Origin of the sequence: Streptomyces sp. JB150 (assembly GCF_011193355.1) — a bacterium.
Classification (GTDB): domain Bacteria; phylum Actinomycetota; class Actinomycetes; order Streptomycetales; family Streptomycetaceae; genus Streptomyces.
Genome location: NZ_CP049780.1, coordinates 4,919,516 through 4,943,435, shown reverse-complemented (window position 1 = coordinate 4,943,435; position 23,920 = coordinate 4,919,516). Strand labels below are relative to the sequence as shown.

The following is a 23,920-nucleotide window of genomic DNA, read 5'->3' as shown; positions in this document are numbered from 1 at the left end:
CTAGGACAGCCGCACGCGCGGGTCGATGAAGGCGTAGGCGGCGTCGACGACGATGTTGAACAGCAGGATCATCGAGGCCGCGAAGAGCATCACGCCGAGCAGCAGCGGCAGGTCGCTGAAGGCCACCGCGTCCACCGCGAGCCGCCCGAGCCCCGGCAGGCCGAAGGTGTACTCGGTGATGATGGCGCCGCCGAACAGGGACCCCATGTCGATGCCGAAGATGGTGACGATCGGGATCAGCGAGCCGCGCCAGGCGTAGCGGAAGAAGACGTACCGCCGGGACATGCCCTTGGCGCGGGCGGTGCGCACATGGTCCTCCTGGAGCTGTTCGATCATCGCCGAGCGGGCCATACGCGTGTACTGGGCGGCGAAGATGGTCGACAGGATCACCCAGGGGATGATCAGCCCGGTGAACCAGGCGACGGGGTCCTCGGTGAACTCGTTGTACGCCGGCTTCTCGAACAGCTGGGTCTGGTAGACGAGGATCGCCAGCGCCAGCGGGCCGAGGAAGTAGATCTGCATCGAGCTGACGACCATGGCGGTGGCGGTGGCCGTCTTGTCGATGAGGGTGCCGCGCCGCCAGGCGGCGAGCAGTCCGGCGCCCAGGCCGAAGGCGAGGAAGCAGACGGCCGCGCCGAGGGTGAGCGAGATGGTGGTCGGCAGCCGGTCGGTGAGGGTGCCCCAGACGGCCTCACCGGTGTGGAAGGAGTAGCCGAAGCAGGGCGCGGGGCAGGGGCCCTGGAGGTAGTCGTCGCTGCCCAGGACCAGGTTGTGCAGGAACAGCCAGTACTGCTCGGGGATCGACTTGTCGAGGCCGAGCACATGCCGGATGTTCTCCAGGTTGGCCGGCGTGCACGACTTGCCGCAGATCAGCAGCGCCGGGTCACGTGGCATCCCGTAGAAGATCAGGAACGTCACGATGGAGAGCAGGAAGAGGATGACGGCGGCGCCGAGGGCGCGGCGGACGAGGAAGCGCAGCATGGCAGGGGCAGCTCTCAGACGTCAGCGGGCCGGGCGGTACCCGGTGCCCGCCGCCGGGTCGCGGACGGGGCACCGGGTGCCGGGCCGGGCAGGGGTTACTTGACGTACAGGCGACGCGGGTCGACGCCGCTGATCACGTCGTCGTAGACGAGACCGCCGATCTTGGAGCCGGCGATCTGGACCTGCTTGTAGTACGCGGTCGGGACGACGTTGACGACGTCCTTGACGATGTACTCGTTGAGCTTGCCCCACTCGGCCGCGGCCTTCGCCGGGTCGGTGATCTTGCTGATCCTGTCGATCTCGCTGTTGATCTTCGGGTCGTTGACCTGCGAGTAGTTCTGCGCGCCCTCGGCGATCGCGCGGCCGTCGTACAGCGGCGGGATCACGGTCGAGGCGGACGGCCAGTCGGCGCCCCACGCGGTGTGGAAGATGTCGTAGTTGTTGTCCAGGGCGCTGACCTGGTCGTAGTAGGTCTCGGCCGGGATCTCCTGGCGCTGGACGTCGAAGCCGGCCTTCTCCAGGCCCGCCGCCATGGCGGTGGAGTACTGCTGGCCCTCGGGGGTGTTGATGTAGCCGAAGGTCAGCTTCATGCCGGTCTTGCCGGCCTCCTGAAGGAGCTGCTTGGCCTTCTCCGGGTCACCGGCGGGCTTCTTCTTCTTGCCCCACGGGTCGAAGGCCGCGTTGTAGCCGCTGACCGTCGGGGAGAGGATGCCGCCGGCGACCTCCATCGCGTCGGTGCCGCCGTAGGCGCGGACGAACGGCGTGACGGGGAGCGCGTAGGCGATGGCCTGGCGGATCTTGATGTCCTTCAGCTCCGGGTGGCTGAGGTTGATGTTCATCTGGCCGACGTACGGCTGGTAGCCGGTGACCGTACGGTCCTTCAGGCCCGGGTCGTTCAGCACCTTGGAGAGGTTGCCCGCGTCGACCGCGTTGCTGAAGCTGACGGCGGTCTTGTCCTTGCCGTTGTCGGCGAGCATCGCCTTGGTGGACTGCTCGTACTGGTGGTTGAAGGTGATGTCGAACCGGTCGACGTACTGGTGGCGCAGCGGGTCCGTCTTCGGGTCCCAGTTCTCGTTGCGCACCAGGGTCATCGACTTGCCGGACTTGAACTCCTGGATCTTGTACGGCCCCGCCGCCACCGGGTCCTTGTCGTACTTGGCCTTGGTGTCGAGCTTCTGGGGGACGATCGCGTAGCCGGCCATGGCCAGGGCGTACGGCAGGTCGGGTCGGGCGGTTTTGAACTTGAAGACGACCGTCTTGTCGTCCGGGGTCTCCAGCAGGGAGTCCGGGAGGTGCTTGCCCTTGTAGGGGCCGTCCTTCAGCAGCTTGCGGTAGTCGGCGCCGGGGGTGTCGGCCAGCCACTGCTGGAGGTAGGGCGGGCCCTGGTTGATGAACGGCGCGAACAGGCGCTCGACGCTGTGCCGGACGTCCTTGGACGTGATCGGGGAGCCGTCCTCCCACTTGATGCCGTCCTTGAGCGTGTACTTCCAGGTCTTGCCGCCGTCGGTGGTGGTCCCCGGGTCGGTGGCGAGGTCGCCGACGATCTCGTGCTTCTTGCCGTCGCCGCTGGTGGCCTTGTAGCCGGTGAGGCCTCTGTGGATCAGCTGGGAGACCGCCATCTCGTCCTGGACGTAGATCTGGCCCGGGTCGAGGTGGGCGTAACTGTCGCGGGCCAGCACGGAGATGGTGCCGCCGCTCTTGGCGCCCGGCACCTCGGGCGCGGGCCCCTCGGAGTCCTTCGCGTCGCCGAACGGGATGGAACTCTGCTGCCGCTGGGCGTTCTCCTGCTGTTCCTTGTCGTTCTTGTCGTTCCCGGTCTTGCTGCCGCCCTCGCTGCAACCGGTGAGCACGAGAGCTCCGGCCGCGAGCACTGAGATTGCGGCGTGTATGTGGCGTCCGCCCCTACTCATCACTCAGATTCCACCCATCTGTGTTGCACCAGTTGCACACGGAATGGTCAGCGCGCTGTCTTGGGATCGAAGGCGTCCCTGACCGAGTCCCCGAGCAGGTTGAAAGCCACGATGAAGATGATCATCGAGACGCCGGGGAAGAACATGTACGTGATGTCGTTCTGCATCACGAGTTCGGTGGACGCCTTGGAGAACATCTGCCCCCAGTCCGGCGTCGGTTCGACGATGCCCACCCCGAGGAAGGACAGGCCGGCCTCGGCGGTCACGAAGTTGGGCAGCAGATACGTGGCCTGCACCAGGATCGGGGTGACCACGTTCGGCAGGATCTCCTTGCGGATGATCCGCCACGGCGAGGCCCCGCTGACCTTCGCCGCCTCGATGAACTCCCGTTCCCGCAGGGCGAGTGTGGTGCCTCTGAGGATGCGGCCGAGGCTCATCCAGCCCAGGAACCACTGCACCATGATCAGCGCCAGCACCCGCACATAGGTGGGGGTCTCGTCCCGCGGGTGGACGAAGAGGGCGACCACCACCGGCATGCTGGCGATGAAGAACAGCTGGGCCGGGAAGGCGAGCAGGAAGTCGATGATCCGGCTGATCCAGTAGTCCGTCTTGCCGCCGAGGTAGCCGGCGGTGATGCCGAGCAGGATGCCGGTCAGGACGACCGTGACCGTCACCGCCACGGAGATCATCAGCGAGGTGCGGATGCCGTAGAGGAGCTTGGTGAAGACGTCGTAGCCGTTGCCGGGTTCCAGACCGAACCAGAACTCGGCGCTGATGCCGCCGTTGGGCTGCACCGGCACGCCCGCGCTGTCGAAGAGTTCGGGCCGTTCGTCGGCGTAGACGGTGTACGGGTCCTTGCCGTACAGCTTCGCGATCACCGGTGCGAGCAGGGCGATCAGGAAGTAGAACCCGACGACGCAGGCGGAGATCACGCCCGTGCGGTCGCGTTTGAAGCGCAGCCACATGAGCTGGCCGGGAGAGCGGCCGACGAGTTCGGGTTCCCCGGCCTTGCGCTCCGGTCCGGGGTCGCCGTCGGTGACGGCCGAGGTCGCGCCGCCCTCAAGGTCGATAGGACTTGTCACAGTTCGCCCATTTCACAGGTATGGGTGTGCCGAACCGCCGGCTCGCGGGGACGCGCGAGCGCGGTACGGCGCATGAAGAGGCGTCAGGGCACCCTGAACCGGACGGGAACGGCGCAGCCGGACGCGCGTAGGCGAAGGCGTACGGCGACGGCGGCGTCCCGGGCGGGGCTCAGCGCGGTGCGGTGTGCGGCGAGGTCCGGCCGACGACGGTCCGCGACATGGCTGTGGCCCGCCTCGCGCTTGTGACACCGCGCATGGGACTCCTCCTCATGACTCCACGTGTTCACCGACAGGAGGGGGCGCGCTTCTGATCCTCCGACACCCCTGACGGAGAAGCAGACACCCCCTGGTGCTCGTGAGTCGGCGCTGTCCCCACAGCGCGAGACCCATTGACCCGAGCGCTACGCGGCTAACTATCTGCCATCAGCCAACTACCGACCACCGTTCTTCAATCTCAATTCAGTCACAGCTCGCCCGTAGATCTTCCAAAATCTGGACAAAGTGTTCCGGCGAAGAAGGCCGCGAAACGGACGTGTTACCTGGCTATCGGGCGAGGCTCTCCGCGTTTCGGACAACGGCGGGTGGTGAAGGCGCGAAAAAACGGGTGGAAAAAGGCCCGGGCGCCCCCATGCTGGGGACGCCCGGGCCTTCGAAGAGCGGGTGTCAGCTGTGCTTGGCGCGGCTCGCGGCGCGGGCACGCTCCCGCTGGTCGAGCACGACCTTGCGGATGCGAACGGCCTCCGGGGTCACCTCGACGCACTCGTCGTCGCGGCAGAACTCCAGCGACTGCTCCAGCGACAGCTTGCGCGGCGGGACGATCGACTCGGTCACATCGGCCGTGGACGACCGCATGTTCGTGAGCTTCTTCTCCTTGGTGATGTTGACGTCCATGTCGTCGGAGCGCGAGTTCTCGCCGACGATCATGCCCTCGTACACCTCGGTGCCGGGCTCCACGAAGAGCACGCCGCGCTCCTGGAGGTTCGTCATCGCGAACGCGGTGACGGCACCGGCGCGGTCGGCGACCAGCGAGCCGTTGTTACGGGTCTGCAGCGGGCCGAACCAGGGCTCGTGGCCCTCGTGGATGGAGTGGGCGATGCCCGTGCCGCGGGTCTGGGTCAGGAACTCGGTACGGAAGCCGATCAGACCGCGGGACGGCACCACGAACTCCATGCGGACCCAGCCGGAGCCGTGGTTCGACATGTTGTCCATCCGGCCCTTGCGGACGCCCATGAGCTGCGTGACCGCGCCCATGTGCTCCTCGGGCACGTCGATGGTCATGCGCTCGACCGGCTCGTAGACCTTGCCGTCGACCTCCTTGGTGACCACCTGGGGCTTGCCGACGGTCAGCTCGTAGCCCTCCCGGCGCATGGTCTCGACGAGGATCGCCAGCGCCAGCTCGCCACGGCCCTGGACCTCCCAGGCGTCCGGGCGGTCGGTCTCCAGGACGCGGAGGCTGACGTTGCCGATCAGCTCGCGGTCCAGGCGGTCCTTGACCTGGCGGGCGGTGACCTTGCGGTCCTTCACGGCCGCCTTCGCGTCGGCGCCCTTGCCGGTGCCGCCGCGGCCGACCAGCGGGGAGGTGTTGGTGCCGATGGTCATCGAGATCGCGGGCTCGTCGACCGTGATCAGCGGCAGCGGAACAGGGTTCTCCGGGTCGGCCAGGGTCTCGCCGATCATGATCTCCGGGATGCCGGCGACGGCGCAGATGTCACCGGGGCCGGCCTTCTCGGCGGGCTTGCGGGTGAGCGCCTCGGTCATCATCAGCTCGGAGATGCGCACGTTCTGCACCGAGCCGTCGCGCTTCATCCAGGCCACGGTCTGGCCCTTCTTCAGCTCGCCCTGGTGGACGCGCAGCAGCGCGATACGGCCGAGGAAGTTGTCCGCGTCGAGGTTGGTGACGTGGGCCTGGAGCGGGGCGCCCTCGTCGTAGGTGGGGGCGGGGATGTGCTCCAGGATGGTGGAGAAGAACGGCTCCAGGCTGTCGGAGTCCGCCGGGACCGTGCCGTCGGCCGGCTTGGTCAGCGAGGCGACGCCGTCGCGGCCGCAGGCGTAGACGATCGGGAACTCGATCTGCTCCTCGTCGGCGTCCAGGTCGAGGAAGAGGTCGTACGTCTCGTTGACGACCTCGTCGATCCGGGAGTCCGGCCGGTCCGTCTTGTTGATGCACAGGATGATCGGCAGCCGCTGCTGGAGCGCCTTGCGCAGCACGAAGCGGGTCTGCGGGAGCGGGCCCTCGGAGGCGTCCACGAGCAGCACGACACCGTCGACCATCGACAGACCGCGCTCGACCTCGCCGCCGAAGTCGGCGTGGCCGGGGGTGTCGATGATGTTGATCGTGATCGGGTCCCCGCCGTCCTTGGGGTGGTACTTCACCGCCGTGTTCTTGGCGAGGATCGTGATGCCCTTCTCACGCTCCAGGTCGTTCGAGTCCATCATGCGGTCGTCGACGGAGTCGAGCTGGTGAGCGGCGAAGGCACCGGCCTGCTTCAGCATGCCGTCGACGATGGTGGTCTTGCCGTGGTCGACGTGGGCGACGATGGCGACGTTGCGGATGTCGTGGCGCGTGGCCATATTGAGGCGTACTCCCGGAGTGTGCGGACGGCTGCGCGTAGACCTGCGTTACGCGCGCCCTGCCGGGCTTGACATGCCACGGCCTCACCCCATGTTACGTGTCCCCGCCGGTTCCGACCGCCCGAGCCCCGCCGGGCCCGGCCGCCGGGCCCCGCCACGGGCGCCCTCGGAGCCCTGTCCGGGGTGCTCTCCGGATCGTCCGGGGGCGGGCCGTCGGACCCGGTCCGGGTCAGCCGCGCGACGGGCTCGGGGCCGGCCTGACGGCCTTCTTCAGGAAGCCGATGTCCTGGAAGACCGGGGTCTGGAAGCCGAACGCGCCCGCGTTGGCCAGGTTCCTGCGTGCCGCGACCAGCTGGGGGCGCTGGTAGAGGGGGATGGAGCCGGCCGCGGCCCAGATGCGGGCGTCGGCCTTGCGGATCAGCGAGCGGGCCCGGGACTCGTCCAGGGTGCCGATGGCCTCGTCGAAGAGCTGGTCCACCTGGTCGGTGCCGACCCGGGTCCAGTTCTGCTCGACCGAGAGGGAGCCGTCGGCGGCCGGGACCGGCTTGGCGTAGATCGGGCGGGCGTCGGTGGCGGGGAAGGCGGAGGCGGGCCAGGAGTAGAGGGCGAGGTCGTACGCGCCGGAGGCGATGTGGTCCTTGAAGTAGCTCTCGTCGCTGACCTTGGTCAGCTCGGTGCGGATGCCGACCCGCTCCAGCATGCGGCTGATGCGTTCCGCGACCGTGCGCAGGCTCTCCGAGCCGGGCCCTGACGGCAGGACGAAGCGGAGCGCGAGCGGCTTGCCGTCCTTCGCCAGCACCCCGGTCCTGGCGCCCGCCGGTGCGGCGGTTCCCTCGGGGGCGTACGCGCCGGGGGCGCCGCCCTGCCTCAGCTGCTGGGTGCCGTCCTGGGCGAGGTTGCGGGCGCCGTCCTGCCCGCCGTGGTCCTGCTCGGCGGCGCGGGCCTTGCCGTCCTGGCCGACGATGTACACGCCGTCGTCCTCGTGGCTTTTCGGGCCGTCCTTCCCGTCACCGCGCGACGCCTCTCGCGGGGCCTTCTCGCCACGGGCGCCGGCCGCCTTCTCGCCCTTCTCGGTCTCGTCCAGCGGCCCGCCGCGCACCCACCCGGCGTCCGCGAGCAGCGCCTGCGCTTCGGCGGTGTCCTGGTCGCCGAGGGCGCCGCTGTTGTCGGCGTAGGCGGCCTGGCCGGCCAGGGCGAGGTGGCTGCCGACGGGGACGGCGGGCAGGCCCAGCGGCTTCAGGACGGCCGCGGCCAGCTCCTCGCGGTCGAGGGCGCGGGCGACGGCGCGGCGGACCCGTTCGTCGGCGAGCGGGCCGGCGGAGCCGTTGAGGGCGAGCTGGGTGTAGACCGGCTCCAGGGACTTGCGGACCTCGAAGGCGGCCAGCTCGCGCTGGCGGCGGGACGGCGTGCCCGTGCGTCGCCGCTCCCCGGCGCGGGCCTTCCCGTCGTCGCCACCCCGGTCGGGGGAGGCGGCGGACCCCTCGCCCGGGGAGGCGGGCGTCCCGCCGTCCGGCGCGGCGGACGGGGCCGGCGGGCCCGCGGCGGCGGTGATCCGGCGGGCGGCGGCCGGGTCGATCTCGGCCAGGTCGACCTTCCCGGCGGCCAGCGCGGCGGCCCGCTCCTCGCGGTCGACGGCGGTCAGCACGATCTCGGAGAGCTTGGTCGGGTCGCCCCACCAGCGGGGATTGCGGGTGAGGACGACCTCGTCGTCCGTGCGGTCGACCTTCTTGACGGTGAACGGCCCGGCGGTGATCTTCAGCTTCCTGCGGGCGCCGTCGTTGAAGGCGTCCGGGGTGCCCATGACCTCCTTCGGGTACAGCGGCGAGAACAGCGAGCGCCAGTCCGCGTAGGGGCGGTTGAAGGTGACCCGCACCTCCAGGTCGTTCGCGCCGCGCTCGATCCGCTCGATGCGGTCGTAGCCGGCGTTGCGCGCGGTCCAGTACGCGCTGTCCTTGCCGGACAGGGCGCGCCACTGGGCGGCGAAGTCGGCGGCGCCGATCTCGCGGCCGTCGCTCCAGACGGCCTGCTGGTTGAGCCGGTAGAGGACGACCTGCCGGGGCTCGGTCTCGACGACCTCGGCCGACTCCAGGAAGTCGGAGTCGAGCCGGGGCCGGCCGTCGGCGTCCAGCCGGTACATCGACGGCAGCACGGCCTGGGCGATCCGGGTGGTGGCCGCGTCGGCGTCCGCCTGGAAGGTGTTCAGGGTCTCCGGCACGGCGTCCACCGCCCAGCGCAGGGTGCCGCCGTCGACGACCTGGGCGCGCGCGGCGGGGGCGATGTCCTGGGCGGCCAGCGGCTTGCCGGCCGGGTCCTTCGAGCTGCACCCGGCGAGCACCGGCACGGTGAGCACGCCCGCGGTGAGGAAGGCGACCGAGCGCATGACCGCGCGTGTGCTGACGACGCCGTCGTGGGACATCTCGTGTTACCTCCGGGGGCCGCGGGCGTTACGCTCACTTTTGGCGGTATATGGAAGCTGATCACATGTATGGCTATGTATGCGGCCACTGAAGAGGAAAGGGTTCGGCAACGGACGGCGACACGGCGGTGACCGACCGGAAGGTCACCCGTCCGGCGCAGCGCACCACGGGACGCACCCGCACGCCTCGGCCAATCGGTGCGCGTCCCCTTCCCACCGGCAGGTGTGACGCGCGACACTCGCAGGCGCATGACCGTTGCCGCCCACGGCCAGCCGGCCGACGGAAGTGAGGTCACGTCATGTCCGTGCACGATGAACTGGCATCCCTCCAGCGGTGCCTCGACGATCTGAGCCGGTCGGTGAGCCGCCTGGAACAGCGGATGGGCAGCGGCGGAGTCGACATCCGCCGGGTCCGCGCCGACTGCGAGCACCTGCGCGAGAGCGTCGCGCTGCTGCGCGAGACGGCCACCGGGTCCGCTGCCGCCCGGCACCCGGAGGTGGTCACGATCTCCGACGACCCGTACGACGTCACCCTGTGGAGCGACTCGGACGACGAGGGTCTCGGCGCCCGTGACCGTCGCGCCCCCTGAGCCACCGAGCCGACCGGAGTCACGCCTTGGCCACTGGTACGGAACCTCCGACAACGCGGCGGGGTCCGGCCGCCGGCGGCGTACGCGCCGCCGGCCGTGCCGCGATCGCCGCCCCGCACCTGCGCACCGACCGCTGGTGGCTGGCCCCGGCCGCCACCGCCGCCGGACTGCTCGCCTTCGTCGTCTACTCGACCTGGCGGGCCTTCGCCAACGCCGACTACTACGCGGCGCCCTACGTCTCGCCGTTCTACTCGCCGTGCCTCGCGGAGAACTGCGAGCCGATGAGGGCGGGCCCCAACTGGGAGATCGTCGGCGGCTGGTGGGGGATCTCCCCCGCGATCCTCATCCTGATCTTCCCGCTGGGCTTCCGCCTGACCTGCTACTACTACCGCAAGGCCTACTACCGGGGCTTCTGGGCGTCCCCGCCGGCCTGCGCGGTCGCCGAACCGCACAAGAGGTACACCGGTGAGACCCGCTTCCCGCTGATCCTGCAGAACGTCCACCGCTACTTCTTCTACGCGGCGCTCCCCGTCGCCGGGATCCTCACCTACGACACCGTGCTCGCCTTCCGCGACGAGCGCTACGCGTGGGGCCACATGGGCCTCGGCACCCTGGTGTTCGTCGTCAACATCGTGCTGATCTGGGCGTACACCCTCTCCTGCCACTCCTGCCGGCACATCGTCGGCGGCAAGCTCAAGCACTTCTCCCGGCACCCCGTGCGCTACCGCATGTGGCAGTGGGCGGGGAAGCTCAACGCCCGGCACATGCTGCTCGCCTGGACGTCGCTGGCGAGCGTGGCGCTCGCCGACTTCTACGTCTATCTGGTCGCGTCCGGTGTCTTCGAGGATCCGAGGTTCTTCTGATGTCCGTGGTGGAGCGGCAGGAGTGGGACGTCGTCGTGGTCGGGGCCGGCGGGGCGGGGCTGCGCGCCGCCATCGAGGCCCGTGAGCGCGGCGCCCGTACGGCGGTGATCTGCAAGTCGCTGTTCGGCAAGGCGCACACGGTGATGGCCGAGGGCGGCATCGCGGCCGCGATGGCCAACGCCAACGAGAACGACAGCTGGCAGGTCCACTTCCGCGACACGATGCGCGGCGGCAAGTTCCTCAACCAGTGGCGGATGGCCGAGCTGCACGCCCAGGAGGCGCCGGACCGGGTGTGGGAGCTGGAGACCTGGGGCGCGCTGTTCGACCGTACGAAGGACGGCCGGATCTCGCAGCGCAACTTCGGCGGCCACGAGTACCCGCGCCTCGCCCACGTCGGCGACCGCACCGGCCTGGAGCTGATCCGCACCCTCCAGCAGAAGATCGTCGCGCTCCAGCAGGAGGACCACCGCGAGACCGGGGCCTACGAGTCCCGGCTGAAGGTCTTCCAGGAGTGCACGGTCACGCGGGTGCTGAAGGACGGCGAGCGGGTGTCCGGGGTCTTCGCCTACGAGCGCGAGAGCGGCCGCTTCCTCGTCCTGGAGGCGCCCGCCGTGGTGATCGCCACGGGCGGCATCGGCAAGTCCTTCAAGGTGACGTCGAACTCCTGGGAGTACACCGGCGACGGGCACGCGCTGGCACTGCTGGCCGGGGCTCCGCTGCTGAACATGGAGTTCGTGCAGTTCCATCCGACGGGCATGGTCTGGCCGCCGTCGGTGAAGGGCATCCTGGTCACCGAGTCGGTGCGCGGCGACGGCGGGGTGCTCAGGAACTCCGACGGCAAGCGGTTCATGTTCGACTACATCCCGGACGTCTTCAGGGAGAAGTACGCCGAGACCGAGGACGAGGCCGACCGCTGGTACGACGACCCGGACCACCACCGGCGCCCGCCCGAACTGCTCCCCCGTGACGAGGTCGCCCGGGCGATCAACACGGAGGTGAAGGAGGGCCGCGGCTCCCCGCACGGCGGGGTGTTCCTGGACGTGTCGACCCGCATGCCCGCCGAGGTGATCAAGCGGCGGCTGCCGTCGATGTACCACCAGTTCAAGGAGCTGGCCGACGTCGACATCACCGCGGAGCCCATGGAGGTCGGGCCGACCTGCCACTACGTGATGGGCGGCATCGCCGTCGAGTCGGACACGGCGGCGGCGCGCGGGGTGCCGGGCCTGTACGCCGCCGGTGAGGTGGCCGGCGGGATGCACGGCTCCAACCGGCTCGGCGGAAACTCGCTGTCCGACCTGCTGGTGTTCGGGCGGCGGGCGGGCCTGCACGCCGCCCGGTACGCGCACGGACTGGCCGGCCGGCGCCCGGCCGTGGACACCGCCCAGGTGGACGCGGCGGCCGAGGAGGCGCTGCGGCCGTTCTCGGTCGGCGGCGAGAACCCGTACAGCCTGCACCAGGAGCTGCAGCAGACCATGAACGACCTGGTCGGCATCATCCGCCGGGAGGCGGAGATGGCGCAGGCCCTGGAGCGGCTCGCCGCGCTGCGCGCGCGGGCGGCGCACGCGGGGGTGGAGGGGCACCGCCAGTTCAACCCGGGCTGGCACCTGGCCCTCGACCTGCGGAACATGCTGCTGGTCAGCGAGTGCGTGGCCCGCGCGGCGCTGGAGCGCACCGAGTCGCGCGGCGGCCACACCCGGGAGGACTTCCCGTCGATGGACCGGGCGTGGCGGCGGGTGAACCTGCTGTGCGCGCTCGGCGCCGGGGACCGGATCGTCCTCACCCGCGAGACCACCGATCCCATCCGTCCCGACCTGCTCGCCCTGTTCGAGAAGGAGGAGCTGGTCAAGTACCTCGCCGAAGAGGAGCTGGTCACATGAGCGGCTACGAGGCGCGCTTCAGGGTGTGGCGGGGCGACGCGGACGGCGGCGGCCTGGAGGACTTCCGGGTGGAGGTGAACGAGGGCGAGGTGGTCCTCGACATCATCCACCGCCTCCAGGCGACCCAGGTGCCCGACCTGGCCGTGCGCTGGAACTGCAAGGCGGGCAAGTGCGGTTCGTGCTCGGCGGAGATCAACGGGCGGCCGCGGCTGATGTGCATGACCCGGATGTCGGTGTTCGGCCGCGACGAGACGGTCACCGTGACCCCGCTGCGGGCCTTCCCGGTCGTGCGGGACCTGGTGACGGACGTCGGCTTCAACTACGCCAAGGCGCGGGAGGTCCCGGCGTTCGTGCCGCCCGCCGGGGTGGCGCCGGGCGAGTACCGGATGATGCAGGAGGACGTGGACCGCCCGCAGGAGTTCCGCAAGTGCATCGAGTGCTTCCTGTGCCAGGACACCTGCCATGTGGTGCGCGACCACGAGGAGAACAAAACCGCGTTCGCGGGGCCGCGCTTCCTGATGCGGATCGCGGAACTCGACATGCACCCGCTGGACGCGGCGGCCGAGAGCGGCCTCGACCGCAGGACGACCGCCCAGGACGAGCACGGCCTGGGCTACTGCAACATCACCAAGTGCTGCACGGAGGTCTGCCCCGAGGGCATCAAGATCACCGACAACGCGCTGATCCCGCTGAAGGAGCGGGCCGTGGACCGCAAGTACGACCCGCTGGTCTGGCTGGGCTCGAAGATCAGGCGGCGCTCCTCAGCAGACTGAGCGTCTGCCGGAGGTGGTGTTCCGCGATGGACCGCATGGCCTCGGGGTGCGGGAAGTCGCCGTCGAGGAGGCGCAGCGGCCCGGCCACCAGGGACAGGTGCGTCGCCAGGCGGTACAGGCGCAGCCGGTCCTCGTCGAGGCCGGGGGCGCGCAGGACGTCGTAGTGGGAGCCGAAGCGGATCCGCAGGAAGACGTGCTCCCACTCGGCGTCGAAGTACATCAGGCCCTCGATGTCGATCAGGGCCGGGTGCCCCTGGGCGTCCAGCAGGACGTGGTCGGGGCCGAGCTCGCCGTGCACGAGGGTGTGCCGGGCGCGTGGCCGGACCGCCGCTGCCAGGTCCCGCAGCAGGCCGGCGAGGTCACCGTGCACGGCGGCGATCCGCCCGTCGCGGGCGGCGGCCTCGGCGAGGGAGCGCAGGGCGGCCTCGGTGACCCGCCGCTCGCAGGAGGCGGCCGACGAGGTGCCGCCGCCGTCGACCACGGCGACCTTGCCGGGGGCCGGGCCCTGGTGCGCGCGCAGCCGCGCCAGCTCGGCGGCCAGCCGCTCCAGGGCGGCGCGCCCCGCCGCCGGGTCCCGGGTCAGCGCCGCCTCCAGGCTGCCGCCCGGCAGGTCCTCGACGACCGCGGCGTCGGCCGGGAGGTGGGTGCGCGCGGCGTCGGCGTACAGCAGGCGCGGGGTGCGCACCCCGGCGGCGGCCAGCCGGTCGTGCGCGGCCGTGAGGAGGCCGAGTCCCGTGCCGGGTGACAGGGGGTCGCGGGGGTCGGCGGGCCCGGCGTCCCAGTAGTCCTCGTCCGCCGACCAGACGTAGGCGATGGCGGTGCAGCCGTCGTCGCGGGTGAGGCGGTAGACGCCCTTGCGGCTGCCGCCGCGCAGCCGGGTGACCGCGGCGAGCGGGCGGCCGAGGGCGGCGCGGGCCAGGGGGGCGAGGTCGTCGCGGGTCAGGAGCGTACGGGTCACGGACTGCGCCTCCCGGGCGTGCGGCGTGCGGGGGTGAGGCGCGGATTCTCGCAGCCGGGGCGCCGGGCCGGGAGGCATTTTCCGCGCCGGGGGGCGCACTCCCGCTCGCGGCGGGGCAATCCCGCTCATACGCTCCGAAAGGTGACGCCCTCCTCCCTCCGTGGCCGGCCCCGGCGAGCGGCCTCCCACCTGCCGGCCCGGGTGGCGCACGCCGTGCTGGGCGCGGTGGTCGCGGTGCTGTGGCTGGTGCTGCCGGGGACGACGACGGACCGGGCCACGCCGGCCGGGCCGGCGCCGAGCGCGGCGGCGCAGCCGGCGCGGACCGAGGAGACGGCCACCGCCGATCTGGTGCTGCCGCTGCTGGCGCTGGGCACGGCGCTGGCGCTCGGCGCGTACGGCCGTGTACGGCGCGCCCGCCGCCTGCGGACCCGCACCACGCCGGGCGGCCCGCGTCCGGGCCCCGCACCCGGCGGCGCGCTCACCGACCTGGACGAGCGGGCGCGGGCGGCGCTGGTGGTGGCCGACGACTGCGTGCGGGTCAGCTCCGAGGAACTGGACTTCGCCGCCGCCCGCGCGGACGCCGGCGCCCTGGCGCCGTACGCCCGCGCGGTGGCCGCCGCGCGGGCCGAGCTGACGGAGGCGCTGCGGATGCGGCGCCGCTACGACGAGGGCGTGCCGGCGGAAGAGGCGGCCCGGCGTCAGGCGCTCGCCGGGATCGTGGGCCGCTGCGCGGAGGCCGGCCGGCTGCTCGACGAGGCGGCCGCCGGGTTCGACCGGCTGCGGGCTCTGGAGGAGGCGGAGGGGTTCGGCGGGGCGCTGGAGGTGGCGGAGGGCCGCTTCCGGGAGCTGGCGGGGCGGACCGGGGCGGCGGAGGCGGCGTTCGCGGATCTCGCCCCGCGGTATCCGCCCGCCGCGCGGGCACCGGTCGTCGGGTACGCCGAACAGGCCAAGGACCGGCTGGTGTTCGCGACCACCCGGCTCAACCAGGCCCGCCAGTGCGCCGACCGCGGTGAGCGGGACCGGGCCGTCGCCCATCTGCGCGCCGCCGAGGGCGCCGTGGCCCAGGCCGGGATCCTGGTGGCCGCCATCGGCCGGCAGGCCGACCTGCTCACCCGTGCCGCCGAACTGGTCCCGGCGGCCCTGACCGGGGCGGAGGCGGAACTGGCGGGGGCGCGGGAGCGGGCCGAGGCGGGAGCCGCGGTGGGGCGCGCGCGGGGCGGGGCGGAAGCCGGGGTGGGGCGCGAACGGGCAGGGACGGAAGCCCGCCTGGGGCGCGAACGCGCCGGGGCGGAAGCCCGCCTGGGGCGCGAACGCGCCGGGGCGGAAGCCCACCTGGGGCGCGAACGCGCCGGGGCGGAAGCCGACGTGGGGCGTGAGCGGGGCGGGGCGGTGGACGTGCCCGTTGGGGAGTCGCGGGCGCGGATTCTGCACGCCGACGCGGTGCTGTCCGCCGTGCGGGAGGAGCTGACCTCGGGGCCGTGCGACCCGCTGGACCTGCTGCTGCGGATCGCGCGGGTGACCGCGCCGGTCGCCGCCGGGCGGGCGGCGGTGCTGCCGGCCGCCGCGGCGCTGGTCGCCCGCGGTGCCGTGGCCGCCGCGGCGGACTACGTCGCCACGCATCGCGGCGCGGTCGGCGCCGAGGCCCGCACCGTGCTCACGGCGGCGCGGGACGCGGAGCAGACGGACCCCCTGGCCGCCGAGGCGCTGGCCCGCCGGGCGCGGCAGCTCGCCGAACGCGACGTCCGCGCCCGCGGTCACCCCGACGCCGCTCCGGGCACCGGCGTCTCCGGAGCGCTCCTCGGCGGCGTCCTGCTCGGTCCCGCCCCGGCCGGCGCCCCGGCGCCGAGCTTCGGCGGCCCCCGCACCCGGGCCCGGCGGACGCCGCGGGTGCCGTGATCGCCGCCGGCGGGGTGCGGCGGCCGGTCTAGAACAGGCTCAGCAGGGCCTCCGCCGGGTCCGCCACGCCGTTCTCGCCGTCCGGGAGGGCCAGTTCGAACCAGACCGTCTTGCCGCGGTGGGTGCGGCGGGAGCCCCAGGCGGCGGAGAGCAGGCCGACGAGTTGCAGGCCGCGCCCGCCCTCGTCGGTGTCGCGGGCCCGGCGGCGGCGCGGCTGGACGAGGCCGGAGTCCCAGACCTCGCAGACCAGGGTGCGGTCCAGCAGGAGGCGCAGTCTGATCTCGCCCTCGCCGTAGCGCAGGGCGTTGGTGACCAGCTCGCTGACCAGGAGTTCGGCGGTGTCCACCAGGGGCTCCAGGTCCCAGGACAGCAGCTGGCCGCGGGCGTACTCGCGGGCCCGGCCCACGCTGCGCGGCTCGCGCGGCAGCGTCCAGTCGCCGACGGACTCGGCGGGCAGGCCCTGGACGCGGGCCATGAGCAGGGCGAGGTCGTCCTCGCCGTGGTGGGTGTCGAGGGTGTTGAGGACGTGGTCGCAGACGTCCTCCAGGGGGCGGTTCGGGTCCGTCAGGGCTCCGACGAACGCCTGGAGGCCCTCGTCGAGCGGGTGGTCGCGGGACTCCACGAGGCCGTCGGTGTAGAGGGCCAGCAGCGCGCCCTCGGGGAGTTCGATCTCCACCTCCTCGAACGGCTCCCCGCCCACGCCGAGCGGCATGCCCGGCGGCACGTCGAGCATCAGCGCGGGCTCGCCGGGCTCCACCAGCACGGGCGGCAGGTGGCCCGCGTTGGCGAAGGTGCAGCGCCGGGTGACGCTGTCGTAGACCGCGTACACACAGGTGGCCAGATACACCTCCGACAGGTCGGCCTCGCGGGGGCGGCGCGCGGCGCGGGTGGCCTGCTGGATGCCGGGCCCGGCGCCGAAGGCCTGGGCGGGCCCGCCGGGGGTGCCGAGGCCGCGCGCGATCTCGTCCAGCTGGGAGAGCACCTCGGCCGGTTCCAGGTCGAGCTGGGCCAGCGTCCGTACGGCCGTGCGCAGTTCGCCCATGGCGACGGCGGCGCGCAGGCCGCGTCCCATGACGTCGCCGACGACCAGCGCGGTGCGGTGGCCGGGCAGTTCGATGACGTCGAACCAGTCGCCGCCGACCTCGCTGGGGCGTCCGGTGGAGGCGTTGCCGGGCAGATAGCGGCAGGCGATGTCGAGTCCGGCGGCGACGGGGTCGCCGGGCGGCAGCAGGGACCGCTGCAGTATCAGCGCGCGTTCGTGCTCGCGCCGGTAGAGGCGGGCGTTGTCGATGCAGACGGCGGCGCGGGCGGCCAGTTCCACGGCCAGGTCGCGGTCCCGGTCGCCGAACGGCTCGCTGCCCTTCGTGCGGGAGAACTGGGCGAGTCCGACGACGGTGTCGTGGGCGACCATCGGCACCGCGAGGGTGGACTGGACGAGTCCGCCCTCGTCCGGGGGGACGAGCCGGGGGCGGGCGGTGCGCAGGGCGTCCGCGCACGGGGAGTTGAACGGGTAGTGGTGGACCGCGCCGACCTTGACGGGCTTGCCGGTGCCGGCGAAGGGCGCGTCGGAGACGGCGCTGGCGAAGGCGACGCGGCGCAGTTCGGCGCTGCCGTCGGGCAGGCCGGGCGGGGTCTCGTCGCCGACGAGGAGGCCCTGGTAGAGGTCGACGGTGGCCAGGTCGCAGAAGCCGGGGACGACGACGTCGAGGAGTTCGCGGGCGGTGGTCTCCAGGTCGAGGGAGTTCCCGATGCGGGCGCCGGCCTCGTTGAGGAGGGCGAGATTGCGCCGCGCGTTGGCGGCCTCGCGGGCGGCGGCGCGGCGGGCGGTGATGTCGGTTCCCAGCCAGGCGATGCCGATGGGGCGGCCGGTGCCGCTGTGCACCCGGTAGAGGTTGACCGACCAGTGCCGCCGCTCGTCGGAGCCGGGCACGAACCCGGTGACGTGCATGTCGGTGATGGAGTCGCCGGTCTCCAGGACCCGGCGCAGGGTCGCGGAGACCCGCTCGGCCTCGGCGCGCGGCAGGTAGTCGTGGACGCCGCGGCCGCGGTGGTCGTCGGGGGTGCCGCCGAAGATGGAGGCGAACCGCTGGTTGGCGCGGCGCACCCGCAGATCGGTGTCGATGAGCAGGAACCCGAAAGGAGATTGACCGAAAATCGCCTGCGAGGCGGCGAGATCCGTCTCGATGCTGCGCAGCACGCGGACGTCGACGACGATGCAGACCGCGGCCCGCTCGCCGTCCTCGGTCCGGGTCGGCATCACATAGACCTCGGCGAGTCCGTCCGTGCCGCGCCCGCCCTCCGGGTCCGGGGTGCGGAAGGGGACCACGCCGGTCCACTCCCGCCCGTCCAGGATCTCGGCCATCTTGCGCTGGCCGCGCTCGCGCAGGTCGGGGTCGACGAACGCCTCGATGGGGTCCATGCCGACGGCCCGCTGGGCGGGGATGCCGAACAGCTGCTCCGCGCGCAGGCTCCACTGGTCCACCAGCCCGTCGGGGCCGATGGAGAAGGAGGCGACCTTGATGTAGTCGTAGATCGAGCCGGGCGGGCTGCTCTGCCAGAGCGCGTCGGCGGGCGGCGCCGGTGAGGATCCGCCCGCGGGGCCCGCGGTTCCCGCGGTGCCCGTGATGGCGGCACCCCCGGCCCGCAGCCTCGCGCCGTCCGACGGGTCCTCGGACTCCGTGGCCTTCGCTGGTATCTCGCTCACGCGAACCGTCCCCTCCAGCTCACCGCGTCCGGTACCGGTCACCGGGGGCGGCTGCCCGCAGTATCCAGCACTACGGCGCCGCGCAACACGGTGTTCACGATCACAGCACGGTCCAGGTGCTTTTCGGACCCCGCTGCGAGAACACTTCCAGTCTTCTAACCAGGGGACCCGTCCGCGAATCACACCGCGGGGCACCGGCTGGTGGCCTGATCCGCATGTTTGGACAGTTGTACGGGACCGGTGCGGCCGTTCACCCGATCATCGGCCCGCCACGGTACGCCCTCACGAGGGCACCGCGAGTTCGAACCAGACCGTCTTGCCCCGGTCGCCGGGGCGGCTGCCCCAGCGGCGTGAGGAGCGGGCGACCAGCTGCAGTCCGCGCCCGCTCTCGTCCTCGGGCCGGGCGTCGCGCTCGCGGGGCAGCTCCGGCAGCGGGTCGGAGACCTCCACGAGGAGCACGGCGGGCAGGCCTTCGGGGCGCAGCAGCCGTACGCCGATGGGGCCGGAGGCGTGCCGCAGGGCGTTGGTGACGAGTTCGCTGACCAGCAGGACCGCCAGGTCACCGAGGCTGTCCAGGCCCCAGCCGTGCAGCTGGCCGCGGACGGCGGAGCGGGCGGTGCGCACGGCTCCCGGGTCGGCGGGGAAGGTCCACTCGGCGCAGTCGTCTTCGATGTCGAACACGCCGATCACATCCCAGGCGAACAAGCCCACCCATGTCCGTTTTCATGGGGTTAATGGGCACATACCCGATATCTGGGGGCAGTACCGTGCGCAAGGGCGCACTGTGGCACGAACGGCGTACCGGGGAGAAACAGCGCACGGGAGAGCAGGGGGCGCAGCCGGGTCATCGGCGTACGGTCGCCGCGCCGTCGCCGCCGAGGCGGGCGGCGACCTCGCGCACCGCGGGGACGTCCTGCTCCAGCCAGTCCACGTCCCAGATCTCCGCCGGGGCCAGCCAGCGCAGCGCGTCATGGTCCTGGAGGGGTTCGGGGGCGGCGGATCCGGGGCGCAGGCGCGCGGTCCACACGTGCAGGACGTACGGCTCGCGCAGCGGCCACTCCCCCGGCACGCGCGCGACGGCCTCCGTCTCGACGCCCAGTTCCTCGCGCAGTTCGCGGACGAGGGCGGCGTCCGGGCGCTCGCCGGGTTCCACCTTGCCGCCGGGCAGCTCCCAGCGGCCGGCCAGCTGAGGGGGCGCGCTGCGGCGCGCGGCGAGGAGGCGGCCGTCGTCGAGCAGGGCGGCCGCGACCACCACGGTCCGTCGGGTCATGCACCGGAGCCTATCCAGGGGCCGGTCAGTCGAACGCGCCGTCCCCACCCCGGCCGTTCTGGTCGACCCGCTGGACCCAGTAGAGCTGCTGGTGTCCGCGGCGGTCGAGGCTGTCCGCGATCTTCTGGGCCTCGGCGCGGGTCGCGTACCGGCCGACGCTGTAGCGATTGCCGTTGTCGTCCTGGCGTATGACGAGCCAGGGAAGAGTGACCGTACCGTCGTTCATCGCGCCCCTCCGCTTCCCGCCCCGCGCGCCCCGCCCGCTGAGGAAACCGCAATCCGCATATGCCCGAGCCTACGCCTAACCTTCACTCAGCGAATACGGCTTTTCACCAACAGGTACGCAACAAGCCAGCGGCGAGGGGGCGCGCGGCGGCGAACGCGCCGTCGGCGTGAACCGGCGGGTACGGTCAGCGGCGTGTCCGCCTCTCGCGGGCTACCTGCGAGAACGACCGGATTCCCACCGGCGCGCGCGTCGAGCCCGGGCGAGGGCCGGCTCCCGGCGGCCGTCGCCGGGGCGCACGCCGTCGGACGGCTGCGCGCTCCTGCGGCCCACGTGATTCCTGGGGGCGGCGCGCGCGACGCGGGAAGAGGCGGGAAAGGCGCTACCTGACCGGCAGGTGGTACGCCACCCGGTAGCGGTCCGCCGGGATGACCACGTCGGCGGTCTCCACGGGGCGGCCGGAGGCGTAGAAGGTGCGCTGGACGACGAGGACGACATGGCCGGGGACGCCGCCGAGGGTGAGGAGTTCCTCAGCGAGGCCGGGGCGGGCGCCGACCTCCTCGGTGACGTTGTCGACGACGACGTCGATCGCGGCCATGCGCTCGACGACCCCCATGCCGCCCAGCGGGCCCTCCTCGGGCAGCATCACGGGGGTGCGACCGGTGACGGCGAGGGGCTCCCAGGAGGTGGAGAGCATCATGGGCTCGCCGGCCTCCCGGTAGACGTACCGGGTGCGCATCACGCGGTCGCCGGGCTTGATCGCCAGCCGTTCCGCGATCACGCCGCTCGCCTCGGTCTGCTCGCTGCTGGACTCCCAGGTGCCGCGCACCGAGGCGTCGGCCTGTTCCTGGCGGAACGGGGTGGCGGTGTCGGCGGGCCGGAACCCGGAGCGGGCGATCCGGCGGGGCACCGGCCGCTCGCGCACGTACGTGCCGGACCCGGAGCGGCCCTCGACCAGGCCCTCGGCCATCAGCACCTTGCGCGCCTCCAGCGCCACCGTGTCCGAGACGCCGTACTCCTCGCGGATGCGGGCCTGGGACGGGAGGCGGGTGTGCGGCGGCAGCAGTCCGTCGACGATCTTCTTGCGGAGATCACCCGCGACACGCAGGTACGCCGGCTGCTCACCGAATGTCACTGGCCGCTCCCATCAGGTTGTACAGACAGCAACAGCGTGGCAACCGTAGGTTGTGGCGGGCAAGCAAAGGCCAGAGAATCACTCGATGTGATGACATAGGCCGGGGAGGGGCTTTACGCAGGCACTTTCTCCCCGCTATGGCCGTCTTCACACATCGAGGTCGCCGCCGCTGTCCTCGCCGCCGTCGTAGTCGTACTCCGGCGGGCTGGTGTCCAGGCCCAGCGCCTCGCGCACGTCGATGGTCCGCGCGCCGTCGTAGAACGCGTACCCGGCGTCGTAGTGCTCGTAGAAGGCGTCCGGGCCGCCCGCCGTCGCGGCCTTCGCCCAGTGCCCGCGGGCCGTCCGCAGCTCCTCGACCAGGGCGGCGACGGGCTGTTCGGCGTCGCCGGTCCAGGTGTGCGCGCGCAGCGCCTCGGACTGGGCGGCGACCGCGTCGCGGACCTCGGCGGCCCACGCGGTGTTGGCGTCCAGGTCGTCCTCGGCGTAGGCCTCGGGCTCGCGGTCCAGGACCGCGTCGAGGTCGCGCACCGACTCCAGGTAGGCCAGCTGGTCCGCGTCGAGGGTGGTCGCGTCGTTGCGCAGCGAGCCGGTCAGGGTGCCCTTGCCGTCGGTGTTGCCGAAGACGCAGGTGATCTCGCGGTCGCCGAGCCGCCAGCTCTGCCGGGTCGGGGTGAGATAGTACACGTCGACGTGGTCGGGCACGGCCCAGACGTCCATGGCGTAGTCGCCCTGGAGCGCGTAGCACTTGTCCTCGGCGATGCCCGTGAGGCGGTCGTCGCCGGGGTAGGAGCCGTCCGGCACGGTGACCGTGGCGAAGGCCTCGCCGTCGTGCTCGCCGTCGCAGTCCACGATGTCGAGGTCGTACGTCTCGCCCTCCAGCGAGCCGCCGGGCGAGTCGAAGCACTGGCCCTTCTTCACCGACAGGGTCTCCTCGGCCGCGCCCTCCTTGAAGCCCTCCCAGACCTCGGAGGCGACCCCGGTGGGGATCGCCAGCGCCCACAGGACCAGTCCGAGGGTCGACAGCGCCACGCCGGCGATCGCCATGCCCCTGCCGCGCTCGCCCCGCTTCTTGATCTGCCGCAGCGCCACCAGCCCCAGCACCAGCCCGACGGCCGGCAGGAAGCACAGCACGCCCAGCACGAGGGCGGCGATGGCGACCCCGTTGTGCGCGGGCCGCGGCGGGTGGGGGTAGGGGTTCCAGGCGCCGTACGGCGCGGGCGGGTAGGCGCCGGGCGGATACGCGCCCTGCGGGTACGGGCTCTGGGCATAGGGATCCCGCGGGTGCGGGGCCTGGGCGTGGGGGTCCTGCGGAGGGGGAGCCGGGTACTGGCCCTGGGGGCCCTGGGGCTGCTCCGGCCCTGGGGGCGGGGGTGTGGACACGAGTACCGTGCTCCTGACTTCGATCACGAGGAACTGACGTGCGACGTGGCGCATCGTAAGCACGGGACGGGCGGGGGCGACATGGGGGTCACGAGGGCGACGATCCGGGCGGTCAACGGGTTGACGGCGCGCTGGGCCCGCACGGTCGAGGACGGCACCGTGCTCTCCGCGCCCGCGGTGTGGCCGCTGCTCGCCCTCCTCGCGGACGGCGCCGGGGGCGCGGCCCGCGGCGAACTCGCCGACGCGGTGGGGCTGCCCGCGGACCGGGCGGGAGCGGCGGCACGGGAGTTGCTGCCCTGGCTCGCGGGCCTGCGCGGCCTGGACGCGGCCGTGGGGCTGTGGACCAAGCGCACCCTGGAGCTGCGGGAGGCGTGGCGCGCCGGGCTGCCCGCCGGGGCGCACGGGGTGCTGACCGGGGACGCCGGCGCCGACCGGGCCGCCCTCGACGCCTGGGCGGCCGGGCGGACCGGCGGGCTGATCACGGGCATGCCGGTGCAGGTGACGGACCGGACCGAACTGGTGCTGGCCGGTGCGCTGGCGATGCGCACGCGGTGGCTGCGGCCGTTCCGCGAACAGCCCCTGTGCCCGGAGGGCGGACCGTGGGCCGGGCGGACACTGCTCGGGCTGTGGCGCCGCGGCGAGGTGCTGGACCGGATCGGCGTCGCGGACACCGCGCACGGCTTCGTCACCGAGCTGAAGGTGCTGGGCGGCAACGCGCTGGACGTGCATCTGCTGCTCGGCGAGGAGCACATGACACCGGGTCAGGTGCTGGCCGGGGGCGTGGACGTCCTCGCCGGCCGGTGTTCCGTCGTGCCCGGACCGCGACTGCCGTACGGCGAGGCGGGTCCGGGCCTGCGGGTCGTGCGCGAGCGGTCCGCCCGGCCGCGGCCGCCGGTGCTGGACGTGACGACGGCGGCGTACGGCCTCACCGGCGGCCACGATCTGCTGGAGCGGCACGCGCTGTTCGGCCTCACCACGGCGCGGGAGGACCGGGCCGGGCACTTCCCCGGCGTCAGCGCCTTCCCGCTCGCCGTCGGCTCCGCCCGGCAGACCGCGATGGCGAGGTTCGCGGCCCTGGGCTTCGAGGCGGCGGCGGTGACGGCGATCGGTCTGCCCGGCGCGGGATTCCCCCGGCTGCGCTGGCTCGTCACCACCGTGGAGGCCGCCTACGACCGCCCGTTCGGCTTCCTCGCCGTGCACCGCCACACGCGGCTCGTCCTCGCGGCGGGCTGGGTCACGGACCCGGAGCCCTTCCGCGAGGACGAGGACATTCACTGGAGCGAGGGCTGAC

The 23,920-nt window shown here is 72.5% G+C and carries 18 protein-coding genes; 6 read left to right on the top strand and 12 right to left on the bottom strand.

The genetic code is table 11. The features are described 5' to 3' along the window. From G7Z13_RS23000 to G7Z13_RS22980, 5 genes are all read right to left on the bottom strand, one after another. Nucleotides 1–981 (bottom strand): ABC transporter permease, encoded by a 981-nt coding sequence (locus G7Z13_RS23000; RefSeq protein WP_166002130.1) that lies wholly within the window; start codon nucleotides 979–981, stop codon nucleotides 1–3. Nucleotides 982–1,076: 95 nt separating this feature from the next. Beyond that, complete coding sequence (locus tag G7Z13_RS22995; protein ID WP_166002129.1) at nucleotides 1,077–2,891, bottom strand: ABC transporter substrate-binding protein; 1,815 nt, start codon at nucleotides 2,889–2,891, stop codon at nucleotides 1,077–1,079. A gap of 47 nt (nucleotides 2,892–2,938) precedes the next feature. Continuing rightward, nucleotides 2,939–3,973 (bottom strand): ABC transporter permease, encoded by a 1,035-nt coding sequence (locus G7Z13_RS22990; RefSeq protein WP_166002128.1) that lies wholly within the window; start codon nucleotides 3,971–3,973, stop codon nucleotides 2,939–2,941. 663 nt (nucleotides 3,974–4,636) lie between these two features. Continuing rightward, entirely contained in the window at nucleotides 4,637–6,544 is a 1,908-nt protein-coding gene (gene typA, locus G7Z13_RS22985) for a translational GTPase TypA (RefSeq protein ID WP_166002127.1), read from the bottom strand. 229 nt (nucleotides 6,545–6,773) lie between these two features. Then, on the bottom strand, nucleotides 6,774–8,960 hold the full coding sequence (locus tag G7Z13_RS22980) for an ABC transporter family substrate-binding protein (protein ID WP_166002126.1): 2,187 nt from the start codon (nucleotides 8,958–8,960) through the stop codon (nucleotides 6,774–6,776). A gap of 299 nt (nucleotides 8,961–9,259) precedes the next feature. Between G7Z13_RS22980 and G7Z13_RS22975 the strand changes: the two genes are divergently transcribed. Genes G7Z13_RS22975 through G7Z13_RS22960 form a run of 4 tightly spaced genes read left to right on the top strand, consistent with a single transcriptional unit; the run spans nucleotide 9,260 to nucleotide 13,063 of the window. Further along, nucleotides 9,260–9,550 (top strand): hypothetical protein, encoded by a 291-nt coding sequence (locus G7Z13_RS22975; protein WP_166002125.1) that lies wholly within the window; start codon nucleotides 9,260–9,262, stop codon nucleotides 9,548–9,550. A 26-nt stretch (nucleotides 9,551–9,576) separates the two neighbouring features. Next, on the top strand, nucleotides 9,577–10,413 hold the full coding sequence (locus tag G7Z13_RS22970; RefSeq protein WP_166002124.1) for a hypothetical protein: 837 nt from the start codon (nucleotides 9,577–9,579) through the stop codon (nucleotides 10,411–10,413). Next, nucleotides 10,413–12,290, top strand: a complete 1,878-nt coding sequence (locus G7Z13_RS22965; protein WP_166002123.1) for a fumarate reductase/succinate dehydrogenase flavoprotein subunit — start codon at nucleotides 10,413–10,415, stop codon at nucleotides 12,288–12,290. The genes G7Z13_RS22970 and G7Z13_RS22965 overlap by 1 nt, the downstream gene beginning before the upstream one ends. Next, a complete protein-coding gene (locus G7Z13_RS22960; protein ID WP_166002122.1) occupies nucleotides 12,287–13,063 on the top strand; it encodes a succinate dehydrogenase/fumarate reductase iron-sulfur subunit in 777 nt (258 codons plus the stop codon). Before G7Z13_RS22965 ends, G7Z13_RS22960 begins: the two co-directional genes overlap by 4 nt. Here the strand turns inward: G7Z13_RS22960 and G7Z13_RS22955 are convergent. Beyond that, a complete protein-coding gene (locus G7Z13_RS22955; RefSeq protein ID WP_240926324.1) occupies nucleotides 13,038–14,021 on the bottom strand; it encodes a phosphotransferase in 984 nt (327 codons plus the stop codon). The genes G7Z13_RS22960 and G7Z13_RS22955 overlap by 26 nt on opposite strands. Nucleotides 14,022–14,162: 141 nt before the next feature. Between G7Z13_RS22955 and G7Z13_RS22950 the strand changes: the two genes are divergently transcribed. Continuing rightward, complete coding sequence (locus G7Z13_RS22950) at nucleotides 14,163–15,917, top strand: hypothetical protein (protein WP_166002121.1); 1,755 nt, start codon at nucleotides 14,163–14,165, stop codon at nucleotides 15,915–15,917. Between the two features lie 28 nt (nucleotides 15,918–15,945). Here the strand turns inward: G7Z13_RS22950 and G7Z13_RS22945 are convergent, their stop codons facing one another. The 6 genes from G7Z13_RS22945 to G7Z13_RS22920 all read right to left on the bottom strand — a co-directional run bounded on the left by G7Z13_RS22945 (nucleotide 15,946) and on the right by G7Z13_RS22920 (nucleotide 22,629). Continuing rightward, complete coding sequence (locus G7Z13_RS22945) at nucleotides 15,946–18,621, bottom strand: SpoIIE family protein phosphatase (protein ID WP_240926323.1); 2,676 nt, start codon at nucleotides 18,619–18,621, stop codon at nucleotides 15,946–15,948. Nucleotides 18,622–18,903: 282 nt separating this feature from the next. Further along, nucleotides 18,904–19,332 (bottom strand): ATP-binding protein, encoded by a 429-nt coding sequence (locus G7Z13_RS22940; RefSeq protein ID WP_166002119.1) that lies wholly within the window; start codon nucleotides 19,330–19,332, stop codon nucleotides 18,904–18,906. A 133-nt stretch (nucleotides 19,333–19,465) separates the two neighbouring features. After that, complete coding sequence (locus tag G7Z13_RS22935) at nucleotides 19,466–19,891, bottom strand: (deoxy)nucleoside triphosphate pyrophosphohydrolase (RefSeq protein WP_166002118.1); 426 nt, start codon at nucleotides 19,889–19,891, stop codon at nucleotides 19,466–19,468. Between the two features lie 25 nt (nucleotides 19,892–19,916). After that, complete coding sequence (locus G7Z13_RS22930) at nucleotides 19,917–20,117, bottom strand: SPOR domain-containing protein (protein ID WP_166002117.1); 201 nt, start codon at nucleotides 20,115–20,117, stop codon at nucleotides 19,917–19,919. 379 nt (nucleotides 20,118–20,496) lie between these two features. Continuing rightward, entirely contained in the window at nucleotides 20,497–21,249 is a 753-nt protein-coding gene (locus tag G7Z13_RS22925) for a GntR family transcriptional regulator (protein ID WP_166002116.1), read from the bottom strand. Between the two features lie 147 nt (nucleotides 21,250–21,396). After that, the gene (locus tag G7Z13_RS22920) at nucleotides 21,397–22,629 is read right to left on the bottom strand and encodes a DUF4190 domain-containing protein (protein WP_206313129.1); all 1,233 of its coding nucleotides are present in this window, start codon (nucleotides 22,627–22,629) and stop codon (nucleotides 21,397–21,399) included. 81 nt (nucleotides 22,630–22,710) lie between these two features. Between G7Z13_RS22920 and G7Z13_RS22915 the strand changes: the two genes are divergently transcribed. After that, complete coding sequence (locus G7Z13_RS22915) at nucleotides 22,711–23,919, top strand: serpin family protein (RefSeq protein WP_166002114.1); 1,209 nt, start codon at nucleotides 22,711–22,713, stop codon at nucleotides 23,917–23,919. Nucleotide 23,920 lies beyond the last annotated feature (1 nt).

What these genes read in the sequence shown, in the direction of transcription:
- G7Z13_RS22935 (WP_166002118.1), bottom strand. Translation starts at nt 19,891, where the DNA reads ATGACCCGACGGACCGTGGTGGTCGCGGCCGCCCTGCTCGACGACGGC.
- G7Z13_RS22930 (WP_166002117.1), bottom strand. Translation starts at nt 20,117, where the DNA reads ATGAACGACGGTACGGTCACTCTTCCCTGGCTCGTCATACGCCAGGAC.
- G7Z13_RS22995 (WP_166002129.1), bottom strand. Translation starts at nt 2,891, where the DNA reads ATGAGTAGGGGCGGACGCCACATACACGCCGCAATCTCAGTGCTCGCG.
- typA (WP_166002127.1), bottom strand. Translation starts at nt 6,544, where the DNA reads ATGGCCACGCGCCACGACATCCGCAACGTCGCCATCGTCGCCCACGTC.
- G7Z13_RS22975 (WP_166002125.1), top strand. Translation starts at nt 9,260, where the DNA reads ATGTCCGTGCACGATGAACTGGCATCCCTCCAGCGGTGCCTCGACGAT.
- G7Z13_RS22915 (WP_166002114.1), top strand. Translation starts at nt 22,711, where the DNA reads ATGGGGGTCACGAGGGCGACGATCCGGGCGGTCAACGGGTTGACGGCG.
- G7Z13_RS23000 (WP_166002130.1), bottom strand. Translation starts at nt 981, where the DNA reads ATGCTGCGCTTCCTCGTCCGCCGCGCCCTCGGCGCCGCCGTCATCCTC.
- G7Z13_RS22965 (WP_166002123.1), top strand. Translation starts at nt 10,413, where the DNA reads ATGTCCGTGGTGGAGCGGCAGGAGTGGGACGTCGTCGTGGTCGGGGCC.
- G7Z13_RS22960 (WP_166002122.1), top strand. Translation starts at nt 12,287, where the DNA reads ATGAGCGGCTACGAGGCGCGCTTCAGGGTGTGGCGGGGCGACGCGGAC.
- G7Z13_RS22980 (WP_166002126.1), bottom strand. Translation starts at nt 8,960, where the DNA reads ATGTCCCACGACGGCGTCGTCAGCACACGCGCGGTCATGCGCTCGGTC.